The sequence below is a fragment of the Curtobacterium sp. MCLR17_059 genome, assembly GCF_003234665.1.
In the GTDB taxonomy this organism is placed as follows: domain Bacteria; phylum Actinomycetota; class Actinomycetes; order Actinomycetales; family Microbacteriaceae; genus Curtobacterium; species Curtobacterium flaccumfaciens.
Window position 1 is genome coordinate 666,941 of sequence record NZ_QKSU01000001.1, and the last position, 13,191, is coordinate 680,131.

Annotated in this window: 13 protein-coding genes; 5 read left to right on the plus strand and 8 right to left on the minus strand. The window is 72.1% G+C overall.

What is annotated here, in order from left to right; translation table 11 throughout:
- The first annotated feature begins 5 nt into the window (after positions 1-5).
- Positions 6-434, plus strand: a complete 429-nt coding sequence (locus DEJ12_RS03345; RefSeq protein ID WP_110863162.1) for a DUF805 domain-containing protein — start codon at positions 6-8, stop codon at positions 432-434.
- Positions 435-484: 50 nt separating this feature from the next.
- Here DEJ12_RS03345 and DEJ12_RS03350 read toward each other — a convergent pair whose 3' ends face one another.
- From DEJ12_RS03350 to DEJ12_RS03385, 8 genes are all read right to left on the minus strand, one after another.
- The gene (locus DEJ12_RS03350) at positions 485-823 is read right to left on the minus strand and encodes an MGMT family protein (RefSeq protein ID WP_111029015.1); all 339 of its coding nucleotides are present in this window, start codon (positions 821-823) and stop codon (positions 485-487) included.
- 14 nt (positions 824-837) lie between these two features.
- Positions 838-1,293 (minus strand): GNAT family N-acetyltransferase, encoded by a 456-nt coding sequence (locus tag DEJ12_RS03355; protein WP_027466669.1) that lies wholly within the window; start codon positions 1,291-1,293, stop codon positions 838-840.
- Positions 1,294-1,397: 104 nt separating this feature from the next.
- The gene (locus tag DEJ12_RS03360) at positions 1,398-2,147 is read right to left on the minus strand and encodes an SDR family NAD(P)-dependent oxidoreductase (protein WP_111029016.1); all 750 of its coding nucleotides are present in this window, start codon (positions 2,145-2,147) and stop codon (positions 1,398-1,400) included.
- On the minus strand, positions 2,147-2,944 hold the full coding sequence (locus tag DEJ12_RS03365; protein ID WP_217499762.1) for an SDR family NAD(P)-dependent oxidoreductase: 798 nt from the start codon (positions 2,942-2,944) through the stop codon (positions 2,147-2,149). Before DEJ12_RS03365 ends, DEJ12_RS03360 begins: the two co-directional genes overlap by 1 nt.
- Positions 2,941-4,290, minus strand: a complete 1,350-nt coding sequence (locus DEJ12_RS03370) for an MFS transporter (RefSeq protein WP_175330793.1) — start codon at positions 4,288-4,290, stop codon at positions 2,941-2,943. Before DEJ12_RS03370 ends, DEJ12_RS03365 begins: the two co-directional genes overlap by 4 nt.
- Before the next feature lie 82 nt (positions 4,291-4,372).
- Positions 4,373-5,401, minus strand: coding sequence for an asparaginase (locus tag DEJ12_RS03375; protein ID WP_111029018.1), 1,029 nt, complete (start codon positions 5,399-5,401; stop codon positions 4,373-4,375).
- Positions 5,398-5,772, minus strand: a complete 375-nt coding sequence (locus DEJ12_RS03380) for a hypothetical protein (protein ID WP_071404676.1) — start codon at positions 5,770-5,772, stop codon at positions 5,398-5,400. The genes DEJ12_RS03375 and DEJ12_RS03380 overlap by 4 nt, the downstream gene beginning before the upstream one ends.
- Positions 5,772-6,674, minus strand: coding sequence for a polysaccharide deacetylase (locus DEJ12_RS03385; RefSeq protein WP_111029019.1), 903 nt, complete (start codon positions 6,672-6,674; stop codon positions 5,772-5,774). The genes DEJ12_RS03380 and DEJ12_RS03385 overlap by 1 nt, the downstream gene beginning before the upstream one ends.
- 195 nt (positions 6,675-6,869) lie before the next feature.
- On the opposite strand from DEJ12_RS03385, the gene DEJ12_RS03390 reads away from it, so the two are divergent.
- From DEJ12_RS03390 to DEJ12_RS03405, 4 genes are all read left to right on the plus strand, one after another.
- The gene (locus DEJ12_RS03390) at positions 6,870-7,922 is read left to right on the plus strand and encodes a LacI family DNA-binding transcriptional regulator (protein ID WP_220034813.1); all 1,053 of its coding nucleotides are present in this window, start codon (positions 6,870-6,872) and stop codon (positions 7,920-7,922) included.
- A 69-nt stretch (positions 7,923-7,991) separates the two neighbouring features.
- Positions 7,992-9,314 carry an ROK family transcriptional regulator gene (locus tag DEJ12_RS03395; RefSeq protein ID WP_111029020.1) on the plus strand — a complete coding sequence of 441 codons (1,323 nt, stop codon included), beginning with the start codon at positions 7,992-7,994 and terminating at the stop codon, positions 9,312-9,314.
- A 109-nt stretch (positions 9,315-9,423) separates the two neighbouring features.
- Positions 9,424-10,392 (plus strand): hypothetical protein, encoded by a 969-nt coding sequence (locus tag DEJ12_RS03400; RefSeq protein WP_111029021.1) that lies wholly within the window; start codon positions 9,424-9,426, stop codon positions 10,390-10,392.
- Positions 10,393-10,660: 268 nt separating this feature from the next.
- Positions 10,661-13,084 carry a lamin tail domain-containing protein gene (locus tag DEJ12_RS03405; protein ID WP_111029022.1) on the plus strand — a complete coding sequence of 808 codons (2,424 nt, stop codon included), beginning with the start codon at positions 10,661-10,663 and terminating at the stop codon, positions 13,082-13,084.
- The last annotated feature ends 107 nt before the right edge of the window (positions 13,085-13,191 follow it).

Consider the following 13,191-nt stretch of genomic DNA (forward strand, 5'->3'; position numbering starts at 1 on the left):
GCTCCATGAGCAACGACAGCGTGGTGCAGCCCGGCGGCGTCGCCCTGCACGACCCCTTCTACGGTGCCCCCTTCACCGAGGCCGTCCGACGGTTCTGGCGGAAGTACACCGTGTTCACCGGACGGGCATCGCGCGCCGAGTTCTGGTGGTGGTGGCTGACGTCGTTCGCGATCGGGCTCGTGCTGCAGCTCGTGCCGCAGGTGTTCACGCCGGACACCCCGGTGCTCGAGAACCCCGTCGGCTCGTACCTGTTCATGCTGTGGGTGCTCGCGACGCTCATCGGCTCCCTCGCCCTCGGCGCCCGACGGCTGCACGACGCCAACCTGTCCGGCTTCTGGCAGTTCCTGCACGTGCTGCCGGGCCTCGGCTCACTCATCGTGTACGTGCTGTGCCTGCTGCCCGCGAACCCGAAGGGTGCGCGCTTCGACCGCTGACGGTGAACCCTGACGGTGCACCCTGGCGGGCCGGCCTGCGCGGCCGGGGATCAGAACGGGTCGTCCGCGTCCGTGGCGGGTGACCAGCGCGCACGACGCATGTCGAGCCTCCAGGCCGTCGTCCCCTGCACGAGCGGCGTCCCCTCGACGCGGTAGTGCTCGAGCGCACGGGCCTCGTGGTGCAGCGGCGGGTGCCCACCCGCGCGCACCACGCGCCACCACGGCAAGTCGGCGCCCTCGTGCGCCATCACCTTGCCGACGGCACGCGACGCCCGCGACCCGAGGGCTGCGGCGACGTCGCCGTACGTCATGACGTGACCCGGCGGGATCATCCGCACCACCTCGGCGACGGCGGCGCCGAAGTCGACAGCGGCATCGTCGGAGGGCACGTCGTCGGAGCGCGCTAGAGCGTCAGGACCGCGAAGTGGTCGCCGTACTGGGTCTCGCGCACGACCTCGAAGCCCACGGCGCGGAAGAACGCCTCGGGGCTGTCGTCGCCGCCCGGCTCGTACACGACCGTCAGTCGCTCGAACCCGCGGCTGCGTGCCTCGTCCGCCAGACCGTGCACGGCGAAGCGACCGACGCCCCGGCCCTGCGCGCTCGCCGCCACGTTGACGCGCCAGATGCAGCTGCGCAGCTCTTCCTGCGCGTTGTCGGCGTCGAACGAACCGATGATCAGGCCGAGGACCTCGTCGTCGTCGAGGACGACACGGGTCCACGCGGAGCTCGGCTTGACGTCGGACTCGGCGACCCCGTAGGTGGTCGGCTGCACGAACTGTTCCTGGCCCGGCTTGAGCGTCAGGGAGTTGGCCGCGGCAGCGGTCTTCGCGGAGAGTTCTTCCAGGCGCAGGTCGGACATGCGGCCAGGCTAACGGTGCAGACCCTGCGGAAGCCAGTGACGACGGCAGACCGAGACCGCACCGTTGCCGCGGCGGAACCGGGCGGCCGACCGGCGTGTGGTGCTCACGGCATGACGTCACCCGAGTTCGGGCCGAGCGTCTGCCCGGTGTACAGGTCACCCGCTGGCGACGACGCGAGCAGCAGGGCGGTCGGAGCGACCTCGGCGGGGACCCCGAAACGTCCGATCGGGAGCTCGGCGGCCTTGTCCGTCCGCCACTGGTCCGTCATCCGGTCCGTCATCGGGGACACGATCGGGCCGGGTGCGATCGCGTTGACGAGCACGCCTCGTCCGCTCCACTCGATCGCGGCGCTCTTCGTCAGCGCGATGACGCCGGCCTTCGCGGCCGCGTAGTGCGCGACCTCGGAGCCGCCCTTGATCGCCAGCTGGGAGGCGAGGTTGATGATGCGCCCGTGCCCGTCGCGGAGCATCCGCCGACCGACTGCACGCATCACCAGGAAGACCCCGGTCAGGTCGATCGCCATGACGCGCGCCCAGTCCGCCGTGGTGAGCTCCTCGAGCGGGGCCTGCGTGAGGACGCCGGCGGCGTTCACCAGGACCTGGATCCCGCCGGACTCCTCGTCGACCGACGCCACGGCGGCCTCGACCCGGTCCTCGTCGGTGACGTCGAGCACGATGGTCCGGACGCCCAGCCGCTCGGCGAGGCCCGCCAGGCCGTCGGCGTCGAGGTCCGCGGCGACGACCCGCGCTCCGGCGGCGACGAAGGTCTCCACGATCGCGAGACCGATGCCGCTCGCGCCACCCGTCACCAGGGCGGTCGTCCCGGTGAGGTCGAACACCGTCCCGTCGCTCATCAGTCGGCCATCAGGATGGTCAGGCCGCCGTCGACGACGAGTTCCTGCCCGGTGACGTAGCGCGCCTCGTGGCTGAGCAGGAACCGGATGGCCGCGGCGGCTTCGTCGGCGTGGCCGACACGACCCCACGGGATCCGCGCACCCGCGGCGGCGAGGCCCGCCGGACCGAGCGAGTTCTGCGCGTCCGAGGACTGCGGGGTCTCGATGAGCCCCGGGACTATGGTGTTCACCCGGATCCCGCGCGGTGCCAGCTCGGCTGCCGCACTCCGGGCGAGGCCGATCACTGCCGCCTTGCACGCGGCGTAGTGGCTGTGTGCGACCCAGCCGTACACGCCGCCCGCGATCGAGGAGACGGCCACCATCGACCCGCCCCGGTCGAGGTGCCGGGCACCGGCCCGGAGCGTGCGCATCACACCGTGCAGGTCCACCTGCAGGATGTCGTCCCACGCCGCGTCGGTCATGGTGTCGAGCGGCTGCCGACGGAGGACCCCCGCTCCCGCCACCACGTGGTCGACGCGACCCCAGCGGTCGACGGCCGCCTGGAACACGGCGTCGACGTCCTCGGTGCTGCGGACGTCCGCGGTGACCGTCAGCGCACTGCCCCCGGCCGCCTCGACGGCGTCGACGACGGGTGCGGGATCGTGTGGGTCACCCGCGAACACGGGGATGACGATGTTCGCGCCGTACTCGGCGAGCTGCACGGCGAGGGCCGCGCCGATCCCGCTCGCGGCGCCGGTGATGACGACCACGCTCCCCGAGAACTCGGAGTACACGCCGGTCGGTGTCGTGGCGCTCAATGGTCGATCACTGCCACGCGCTTCGTGCCGAGCATGATCAGACCGGAGAGGACCATGCCGCCCGCACCGACGATGAGCGCGGCCGGGCCGAGCCCGATGCTCCCGGCGACGAGGGCCGTCAGCACAGCCGAGCCGATGATGGTGCCGGGCTGTCCCATCGCGGTGACGAACGCGGACCCGGTGGCGCGGCAGCTCGAGTCGAAGCACTCCGCCTGCAGGAAGAGCAGCGACGCGTACGGTCCGAGCAGGAAGAACAGCGTCAGCATGTACGTGACCAGGACGTAGCCGAAGTCGTCCGGACCGAGCACGAAGAGGGTCCAGCAGACACCCGCGAGCACCCAGCCCACGACGATCGTGGTCTTGCGGCCGATGATGTCGCCGAGCCAGCCGTGGAACAGGTAGCCGGCGGCGCCGACCACGTTCGACAGCACGATGATGAGCAGCGACATGCTCGCGTCGACACCCTTGACGCCCTCGAGCATCGTCGTCCCGAGCACGCTCGTGGTGGTGATGCCGAAGTAGTTCACGATCCACGCGATCGAGAGCACGACGGTGTTGCGTGCGTACCGTCGGCCGAAGATCGCCCGCAGCGGGTTCGGACCCTCGTCGACGATGCCGAAGCGGGCGGCGACCTCGGTGGCTTCCTCGGTGCGACCGGACTTCCGCAGCTGCCGCAGGTACGTGTTCAGGCGGTGCTGCGGCGTCTCCTTGATGCCCTTGCGCAGGAACAGCACGAACAGTGCCGGAACGGTGGCGATGAGGAACGCGAGCCGCCAGGACTCCTGTCCGAAGAGCCCGTTGATGCCGGCGATGAACGCGGCGGCGAGGAGCGCACCGATCGGCCACCCGGTCTGGACGAGGCTGTAGAAGAAGCCGCGACGCTTCTTGACGCCCTCGAGCTCGGTGAGCGCGAAGACCTCGTTGAGGTAGGTGGAGTTGACCGACTGCTCGGCCATCCCGAAGCCGCTCAGGGCCCGGAAGCCGACGAGCGAGGCGACCCCCGTCGACGCCGCCGTCAGCAGCGACGACAGGGCCGCGCCGCCGATCGTGATCATCATGCCGCGGCGCCGGCCGAGTCGGTCCACGAACAGACCGACGAGGACGACGACGACGAAGACACCGACGCTCACGAGGGTGTTCGCCAGCAGGGCGGTCTGTTCGTTCCACCCGAAGTCCTCGGCGATGCGGGGGAGGAGCGTGCCGAACATGATGAAGTCGTAGACGGCGAGGGTCCAGGCGAAGAACGCCAGGGTCGCGCCGCGCTTGGTCTCCTTCGGCCCGATCGTCGGGAACGTCCCGGTGGCGAGCTCGAGGTCCTCGGGCTCGTGGATGGTCGTGGTGGACATGGTCTTCCTCTCGGTACGGCGGTGCGGCGCTGCGACGGTGTCGCGGCGCGGGCTGACGGGCGGAGGCGGAGCGTGGGTGCGGTCAGGGTTGGCCGGTCGGGGGAGAGCCCCGGCCGTGCGCGGCGAACGCCGCGTGGATGCGGGCGTCCGGGGCGTCGAGGGCGAGCAGGGCAGCCAGCAGGAGACGCGCCTTGAGGCCGTCGAGGGTGCCGGCGGGGACGAGTCCGGCGCCGAGTAGGTCGATCTCGCCGCCCGCGAAGCCGTACGTCGTCGTGAGCGTCGCACCGGCGCCGGTCCGCGACGCCAGCACGACCGGCATCTGCGCGGCGAGGGCGCGGACGGCGTCGACCGTGCGCTCGGCGACGTGCCCGCCGCCGAAGCCCTCGATGACCGCGCCGCGGTACCCGAGTCCGTACAGGGTCGACAGGACCCGGCCGTCGTCGGCGAGGGTGACCCGGTGCAGGGCCACCGGAGGCAGCGGTGCGACGCGTGTGGTGAGCGAGGGTGCTCGGGACGCCGGAGCGTGGAAGACGGGCGAGCCCTCGGTGACCCGTCCGAGCGGACCGGAACCCGGTGAGGCGAAGGCACCGGTCGACGAGGTGTGCGTCTTGCGGACCGTCCCGGCGGCGTGCACCTCGTCGTCGAGCACGACGAGGACGCCACGTCCCACTGCTGCCGGTGCCGCGGCCACGCACACGGCCGCCAACAGGTTGGCCGGGCCGTCCGCGCCGGGCGAGGAGGCGTGGCGCATCGCTCCGGTCACCACGAGGGGCTCGGGGCGGTCCCAGGCGAGGTCGAGCAGGTACGCGGTCTCCTCGATGGTGTCCGTGCCCTGCGACAGCACGACGCCCGAGGCTCCGGAGCCGACGGCGTCCCGCGCGGCGTCGAGCGCTCGCTGCACGTCGTCGAAGTCGAGCGAGGGAGAGGGCACCATGCCGAGCTGGCGGGCCTCGACCCGTGCGACCTGCGCGATGGCCGGCACACCGGCGAGGAGGTCGCGGGCTGCGATCCGCGGCACGGCGCCGCAGTCGCGCGTATCGCCCGAGGTGACGCTCGCGATGGTCCCGCCGAGGGCGAGGTACACGATCCGGGGGAGCGTGGGGTCCGTCACGGCAGGGTGTCCCTTCGTCGATCGACCGCGCGGGCGAGGCTGCGGTGTTCCCAGTCGGTGTCGTCACGCGGGTCGGCCCTGCGGACGCGGGTGGCGACGGCCGACCAGTCCGTGCGCCCGGCGCCGACCTGTTCGACCGCGTCCAGGACCCCGTCGACGCCCTGGGCCACGACGCGCTTGCCGGTCGGCCCGACGATCACGAGCCGGACGGTGCCCGGGACCTCGTGGACGCGGATCCGATCGTCCGCGAAGAGCCGGGTCGCCCAGGCGGCCAGCCGGAGCTGCGCCCGCTTGCGCGCCGCGGGGGTGTCCTCGACACCGGCGGCGTACCAGTCACGGTGCCCCCCGTTGCCGCCACATCCGCCGCACATCAGTACTCGCGTGGACGCTCGGGCTGCGCGAACGGGAAGCGGACGCGGAAGTCGTCGGCGATCTCGTTCATCGTGACGAACCGGACGCCCTCGTGGCCCCCGATGTACTCGATGAGCCGCTCGATCATGAGCAGGACCTGCGGCCGCCCGGAGACGTCGGGGTGGATCGTGATCGGGAAGACGGCGTAGTCGAGTTCGCGGTACACCCAGTCGAACTGGTCCTTCCACATCTGCTCGACGTCGCGCGGGTTGACGAAGCCGTGGCTGTTCGGGCTCGACTTGATGAACATCATCGGGGGCAGGTCGTCGACGTACCAGTTCGCCGCGATCTCGACGAGGTCGATCTCGCTCCCGTGGACGAGCGGCGTCATCCACGTGTGCGGGTCCTGCGAGTAGTCGATCGGTGTCCACTGGTCGCCGACGATCGAGTAGTAGGGGACGAAGTCCTTGTGCTGCTGACTGTGGTCGTAGCTGAACCCGAACTTCTCCAGGAGCGTCGGCGTGTAGCTGCTCAGTTCCCACCACGGCGCGACGTAGCCCGTCGGCTGCTGACCCGTGAGTCGCGTGATCAGCTCGACCGAGCGCTCCATCACCGCGTCCTCCTGCGCCTCGGTCATCGCCACGGGGTTCTCGTGGCTGTACCCGTGCGCACCGATCTCGTGGCCGGCATCGAACAGGGCCTTGCACTGGTCCGGGAAGGTCTCGAGCGAGTGGCCGGGGATGAACCAGGTCGCTGCGATGTCGGCGCGGTCGAACACCTTCTGCAGACGTGGGACGCCGGTCTGTCCCGCGAAGATCCCGCGCTGGATGTCCGAGGGGGAATCCGCCCCTCCGTAGGAGCCGAGCCAGCCTGCGACCGCGTCGATGTCGACGCCGAAGGACACGAAGATCTCTTTCACCATGGGACACCGTCTCTCGTCGTTGCTGCAATTCGTGCAATCGTTTGCATTGACCGGAATCCTGACAGTCGACTGTTTCGATCGACGTCCAACCGTGTAACCAGTGTGTTTCGGCTCGTCCGGGCTGTCGTCGGGCGAGGCGCCCGCAAACGTTCGCGCCGTCCGGTGTGACGACGATCTGTCACCTAGACTCGACGGATGGGCAGTACGAGCGACGACCCGGCCGGACACGGTCAGCAGGATCGTCGTGGTGACGTGAACCTCCAGGCCATCGCCGCGCTCGCCGGCGTGCACATCTCGACGGCGTCGCGCGTGCTCCGACAGGCGGAGCCGACCAAGGGGTGGAGCGCCTCGGCGCAGCGGGTGATCGCGGCGGCGGCCGAGCTCGGGTACCGCCCCAACCGACTCGCAGCATCGCTCCGGACCCGGCGGTCGAACACCATCGGCGTCGTGATGCCACGGCTCGCCGACACGGTCATCGCGACGATCTGCCAGTCCGTCGAGTCGGCCGCCCGATCTGCCGGGTACCAGCTGTTGCTCACGACGCCCCCGGACGACATGGGCGCGCAACTGGACGCGGTCGACTTCCTGCTCTCCCGACAGGTCGACGGCCTCATCGTCAGCTCGCTCCACCTGTCGTCCCCGAACCCTCGGCTGATCGACCTCCCCGTGCCGGTCATCGCGACGAACCGCCACCCCGGGGACTGGATGCCCGCCGTGGTCGGTGACGACGTCGAGGGCGGCCGGATGGCCACGGAACACCTGCTCGCGCTGGGGCACCGCCGCATCGGCGTCATCGCGGGTCCGCGCCACGCCAGCACCGCCGTGGAGCGGGTGGCCGGGTTCCGCCTGGCGCACGAGCAGCGGGACCTCGCCGTGGACGACGCGCTCGTCGTCCACAGCGACTTCGAGGTCGAGGGAGGCGTGGTCGGCGCGCACACGCTGCTCTCGCTGTCGGACCCGCCGACCGCGATCTTCGCCGTCAACGACACCGCGGCGATCGGCGTGATGGGCGCCGCACGGCAACGCGGCCTCCGCGTGCCCGACGACCTGTCGATCGTCGGCTACAACGACATCTCGGTCGTGGCGCAGCTGCCCACGCCCATGACGACCGTGCACTCACCGACCGCCCTGATGGGCACCGTGGCCGTGGAGCGGCTGCTCGCGGCGATCGGCGACGGGGCACTGCAGGGAGCGACGCTCCCGGTCTCGCTCGTGGTGCGGTCGTCGACCGGACGTCCGGCGGGCTGATCCAGGACAGGGCGCTCTGACCGGACCACGCGAGCGGGTGCCCGAGCGGCGTCGCGGTATGGTCGCGGCATGGCAGAGCATCGACGCGGAGCGAACCTCCCGTCGATCGGCGGGTTCAACCGCACCGTGGTCCTCGACGCCGTCCGCCGCTCGCCCGACGGCCTGAGCCGCGTCGAACTCGCCGCCCGCACCGGCCTGAGCGCGCAGACCGTGTCGAACGTCACCCGGTTCCTGATCGAGGCCGGCATGATCGTCGAGTCCGGCACCGTCGTGTCCGGCCGCGGCAAGCCCCGCACCATCCTGCGGCTCGAACCGGGCAGCCGGTACGCGGTCGGCGTGCACGTCGACCCGGCCGTCGTCACCTACGTGCTGCTCGACCTCGCCGGCACCGTCGTCGCCGCGTCCACCACCTCGACCCCCACCGCCGACGACCCGTCCGAGGTGGTGCGCACCATCGCCTCGGCCGTCGACGGGCTCGTCGCCGACGCCGGGGTGGCCGTCGACAGCGTGCTCGGCGTCGGGATCGCGAGCCCCGGACCCATCGACGTCGAGGCCGGCATCGTGGTCGACCCGCCGTTCCTGCCCCGGTGGCGGGACGTGCCGCTGCGCGATGCGCTCGCCGAGGCCACCGGCTACCCGGTCCTGCTCGAGAAGGACGTCACGGCCGCCGCGGTCGGCGAGATGTTCCTGGCGGGGGAGTCCTCGGCCCGGAACTTCGCGTTCGTGTACTTCGGCACCGGGTTCGGCGTCGGACTCGTCGTCGACCACGAACCCGTGCGCGGGGTGGGGTCGAACGCAGGTGACGCCGGGCACATCATGGTCGACCAGGGGTCGCTCGCGGGCACCCCGGACGGCTCGGGCACGCGCGGCGAGGTCGGTGCAGCCGTCGCGCCGGACCGGTTGGTGCGGGTGGCGCGGTCGCGCGGCCTCGCGTTGTCGGGCGGCGGCGCGGTCGCCGAGGCAGATGCTGGTGCAGACGCCGCGGGTGCCACCGACGCCGCCGACGCCACGGACGCCGCCGATGCCGCCGATGTCGATGCCGTGAACGCCGCGTGGGACGAGCTCGCCGCGGCCATCGCGGACGGGGACGGCACCGCCGTCACGCTCGCGGCCGATGCCGGCACCGTCATGGGCAACGCCGTCGTCCTCATCGTGAACCTGCTCGACATCGACCGCGTGGTGTTCGGCGGCCCGTTCTGGTCCCGCATCGCGAGCGCTGCCCTGCCGGCCGCGCGGACCGCCATCGTCGGGTCGCCGCTGCTCGTGCCGAAGCACGCCGTGCAGGTGGTGGAGAGCGACCGCGGTGCCGACGTCGCCGCCGTGGGTGCCGCCTGCCTGGTACTCGACGCCGCGCTCTCGCCGCGGGCCAGCACCCTGCTCATCCGGCGCTGACGGCACGGGCGCCGTCGCCCGGCGGTCTGCCCGGCCGGAGTGCTCCGCCCCGGCCCGCTACGCTGCGATCCGACGCAGCCGCCAGGTGTGCGGGATCGACGGGGGACACATGACGGACACCACGGACAGCACGGACAGCACGGACAGCGCGAACGACACGGACGGCACGATGGACCCGCGGTGGGCGAGGGTGCGCCCACTCGTGTTCCGGACGATCATCGGCGCGGTCGTCGCCGCGGGCCTGGTCGGCATCGCCGCGGTGCTCCTCGGCGACTTCGGACGGGTCGCGGTGCAGCTGCTCCTGACGATCGTCGTGGTCGTCGTCTTCGCGCTGCTGTCCTGGTACGACGCCGATGTCTCGTCCAGGCGGTCCGGGATCTTCGCGTTCGCGAGCATCGCCACGTCGATGTACCTACTCGTCGCCGGTCTGTACAAGGTGTGGATCGTGCCGACGGGCGTCTCCGGTGACGGCATCTGGTTCGTCCTGGAGCACTTCTGGCACTGGATCTGGCTCGTCGGCGTCGCCCGGGTGGCGCTCCTGCACGTCCACCTGCTCCTCGTGATCCACCGGCGCTACCCGACGCCCGTCCTGCAGGTCGTCGCGAAGGCCACCGTCGGCGTCATCGCCCTGCTCGCACTGCTGCTCTCGATCCCGCTGCTCGCGCCGGACGTCGACTACGCCCGCGGCTACTGGCGGCTCGTCTGGGTGGTGGTGATCCTCGACCTGCTCGGGACCGTCGTGGTGCCCCTCAGCAACGCCCTGTTCCGTCCGCGAGCCACGCTGCCGTCGGCGACGTGGCCGGCGCCCGAGCAGCAGCCGGCGTGGAGCGCAACGCGGACGCCTGCGGCTCCCGCACCTGCTCCCGAGGTGCCACTGCCGCCTGCTCCCGCACCTGCTCCCGCTCCTGCCTCCGCCCCCGATCCCGCCCCCGGAACGGTCGTCGCGTCCGACGGGCGTCGCTACGCGTCCCGTCCGTCGGCCTCCCGCGCCCTGGCCTGGCCCCGCTACGTCGACGGCACGCCCCTGCCCGCGCTGCCCGACGGGACGCCCGACTTCTCGGAGGTCACCGAGCGCTGACACCTCGAGCAACGAGTGTGCAGAAGACGTCGGATTCACAGTGCGGACCCGACGTCTTCTGCGCACCGGATGCGGTGAGCGCGACCGCAGGGCGGACGGGAGGCGCGGTGCGGGCCCGCCCCGCGCCTCCCGTCCGCACGCCGCGCGTCCAGGGCGCCGGGCGCGACCCGGGACACCGTGCGTTCACCCCGCGGCCACCGGCCGGTCGCGTGGATGCTGAACAGTCGTGCAGGTCTTCGCCCGCTCGCTCCCCCGAGAAGGACCCTGCATGCGCGCTCCCGCCCTGCGCCCGCCCACCCTGCGCCCGCCAACACTCCGCATCGGCGCCGCCGTCGCGACCGCCCTGGTCGTCGCCGCCGGTGTCGTCACCGCCAGCCCGGCCCTCGCGGCCGTCGGTGATGACGACCCGGCAGTCGGCGCCGTCGCGGCGAACGGCCTCGTCGTCAACGAGGTCGAGTCGAACGGCGACGACACCGACTGGGTCGAGCTCGAGAACACCTCGGGCACCGCGATCGACCTGACCGGGTACGCGTTCCTCGACTCCGACAACTCGCACGACGCGTACGTGCTGCCCAGCGGCTCGACGATCGCCGCCGGCGGGTACTTCGTCGTCGACCAGCTGTCCGCGACCGCCCCCGGCTTCGACTTCGGGCTCGGTGGCGCCGACACCGCGCGCCTCTACGACCCCGCCGGCGATCTGGTGCTCCGGTACGCCTGGACGACCCACGCGGGTGTCGCCTACGGTCGCTGCGCCGACGGTGTCGGGCCGCTCGTGGACACCACGGCCTCGACCAAGGGGGCTGCGAACGACTGCTCCTCGCCCGTGCGGATCAACGAGGTCGAGTCGCAGGACGGCACCCCCGGCGACTGGGTGGAGCTGACCAACACCGGCAGCACCACCCTCGACCTGGGCGGGTACGTGCTGCGCGACAGCGAGGACGACCACGCGTACACGATCCCCGCCGGCACGACCGTCGCGGCCGGGGGCTTCACCGTCCTCGACGAGGCGGCGTTCGGCTTCGGACTCGGCAAGGCGGACTCCGCGCGGCTCTTCGACGCCCGCGGTGCGGTCGTCGACTCGACCTCGTGGACGGCGCACGCCGCCACCACGTACGGCCGCAACCCCGACGGCACCGGCGACTTCGCCGAGACGGCAGCACCCACGAAGGGTGCGGCGAACCGGTTCGCCGGCGTCGTCACCGCCGAGGCCTGGCCCGGCGGCCCGGACGAGACCGTGCTCGACGACGAGGACACCTTCACGGGCGACTTGAGCGGCCTCGACTGGACGACCTCGGGGACCTCGCGGGACGGGCAGCTCTGGGCCGTGCAGAACGGCGACGGCCTGCTCTACCACCTGACCTCGGACGGCGCGGGCGGCTGGGCGCCGTCGAACGCCGCGGGCACCGACCTGCGCTACGCCGACGGCACGGGCACCCCGGACGCCGAGGGCGTGACCGTCACGAGCGACGACCCCGGCGCCGTCTACGTGTCGACCGAGCGCAACAACGACGTGTCGAGCACGAGCCGCCCGTCGGTCCTGCGCTACGCCACGACCGACGGCTCCGAGGGCACCCTGCGGGCCACCGACGAGTGGAACCTCGCCGCGGACTTCCCCGGGCTCGGCGCGAACGCCGGGCTCGAGGGCGTCACCTGGATCCCGGACACCTGGCTCACCGCGCACGGCTTCGCCGACGAGCGCACCGGCGCCGCCTACGCACCGTCGAGCTACGCCGGACACGGCGAGGGACTGTTCTTCGTCGGGGTCGAGGGCACCGCGAGTGTGTACGCCTACGCCCTGATGGACGACGGGTCCTCGGCGCGGGTCGCCACGATCGCGACCTCGCTCGCCGTCGTCGCCGACGTGCAGTTCGACCCGACGCTCGACGCGCTCTGGGTGGTCTGCGACGAGGTCTGCTCGGGTCGGACCGCGCTGTACGAGGTGACCGACGGGGCCTTCGCCGCCTCGACGCTGCACGAGGCACCGTCGGCCGCCGACCGCACGCTCGCCAACGAGGGCTTCGCGATCTCGGGCGTCTGCACCGACGGGGAGCGCGCGACCTTCTACGCCGACGACAACGACACGGACGGGTTCTCGCTCCGGACGGGGACGTACCCGTGCGAGGGCGGTGACACCGACCCGGGCACGGAGCCCACGCCGACTCCGACTCCGACGCCGACCCCGGGCGACGGCGGCACGACGCCGACGCCGACCCCGGGTGGGACGCCCACAGCGGTCCCGACCCCGGGTCCCTCGGCTGCCCCGGTCGTTCCGGTGGCGCCGTCGGAGTCGCTGTTGACGGAGGGGAACCGTGGTGGGGTGTCGGCTCCGGCGACCGCTCGTGCGGGGGAGACGATCACGGTGACGGTGGGCTCGGCTTCGGCCGGTGACACGGTCAACGTGTGGCTGTTCTCGGAGCCGACGCTGATCGGCACGGCTGTGGTCGCTGCTGACGGGACGCTTCGGGTGACGATCCCGGCGGACACCGTCGCTGGCGTGCACCGCCTCGCGGTGACGGCTGCGGACGGGAGCCTGATCGGGTGGACCCCGATCACGATCACCGTGGATGGGCAGCTCGCGTTCACGGGCGCCGCAGGGATGGGTGCCGGTGCGTTGGTGGCGTTCCTGCTGCTCGCGGCGGGCGCGGGCGTACTGATCGTCCGTCGCCGCAGGACCGCGGCCGCTGCGGAGTAGTCCCCACGCCCCACGGGCGCACTTCGTGAGCAGGAATGGTCGGGTTCGCACAGCGGACCCGACCGTTTCTGCTCACCATGCGCGGTGGGCGCGACCGAGCGACGGAC

What these genes read in the sequence shown, in the direction of transcription:
- DEJ12_RS03395 (WP_111029020.1), top strand. Translation starts at nt 7,992, where the DNA reads ATGGCAGAGCATCGACGCGGAGCGAACCTCCCGTCGATCGGCGGGTTC.
- DEJ12_RS03360 (WP_111029016.1), bottom strand. Translation starts at nt 2,147, where the DNA reads ATGAGCGACGGGACGGTGTTCGACCTCACCGGGACGACCGCCCTGGTG.
- DEJ12_RS03405 (WP_111029022.1), top strand. Translation starts at nt 10,661, where the DNA reads ATGCGCGCTCCCGCCCTGCGCCCGCCCACCCTGCGCCCGCCAACACTC.
- DEJ12_RS03355 (WP_027466669.1), bottom strand. Translation starts at nt 1,293, where the DNA reads ATGTCCGACCTGCGCCTGGAAGAACTCTCCGCGAAGACCGCTGCCGCG.
- DEJ12_RS03345 (WP_110863162.1), top strand. Translation starts at nt 6, where the DNA reads ATGAGCAACGACAGCGTGGTGCAGCCCGGCGGCGTCGCCCTGCACGAC.
- DEJ12_RS03380 (WP_071404676.1), bottom strand. Translation starts at nt 5,772, where the DNA reads ATGTGCGGCGGATGTGGCGGCAACGGGGGGCACCGTGACTGGTACGCC.
- DEJ12_RS03370 (WP_175330793.1), bottom strand. Translation starts at nt 4,290, where the DNA reads ATGTCCACCACGACCATCCACGAGCCCGAGGACCTCGAGCTCGCCACC.
- DEJ12_RS03390 (WP_220034813.1), top strand. Translation starts at nt 6,870, where the DNA reads ATGGGCAGTACGAGCGACGACCCGGCCGGACACGGTCAGCAGGATCGT.
- DEJ12_RS03385 (WP_111029019.1), bottom strand. Translation starts at nt 6,674, where the DNA reads ATGGTGAAAGAGATCTTCGTGTCCTTCGGCGTCGACATCGACGCGGTC.
- DEJ12_RS03400 (WP_111029021.1), top strand. Translation starts at nt 9,424, where the DNA reads ATGACGGACACCACGGACAGCACGGACAGCACGGACAGCGCGAACGAC.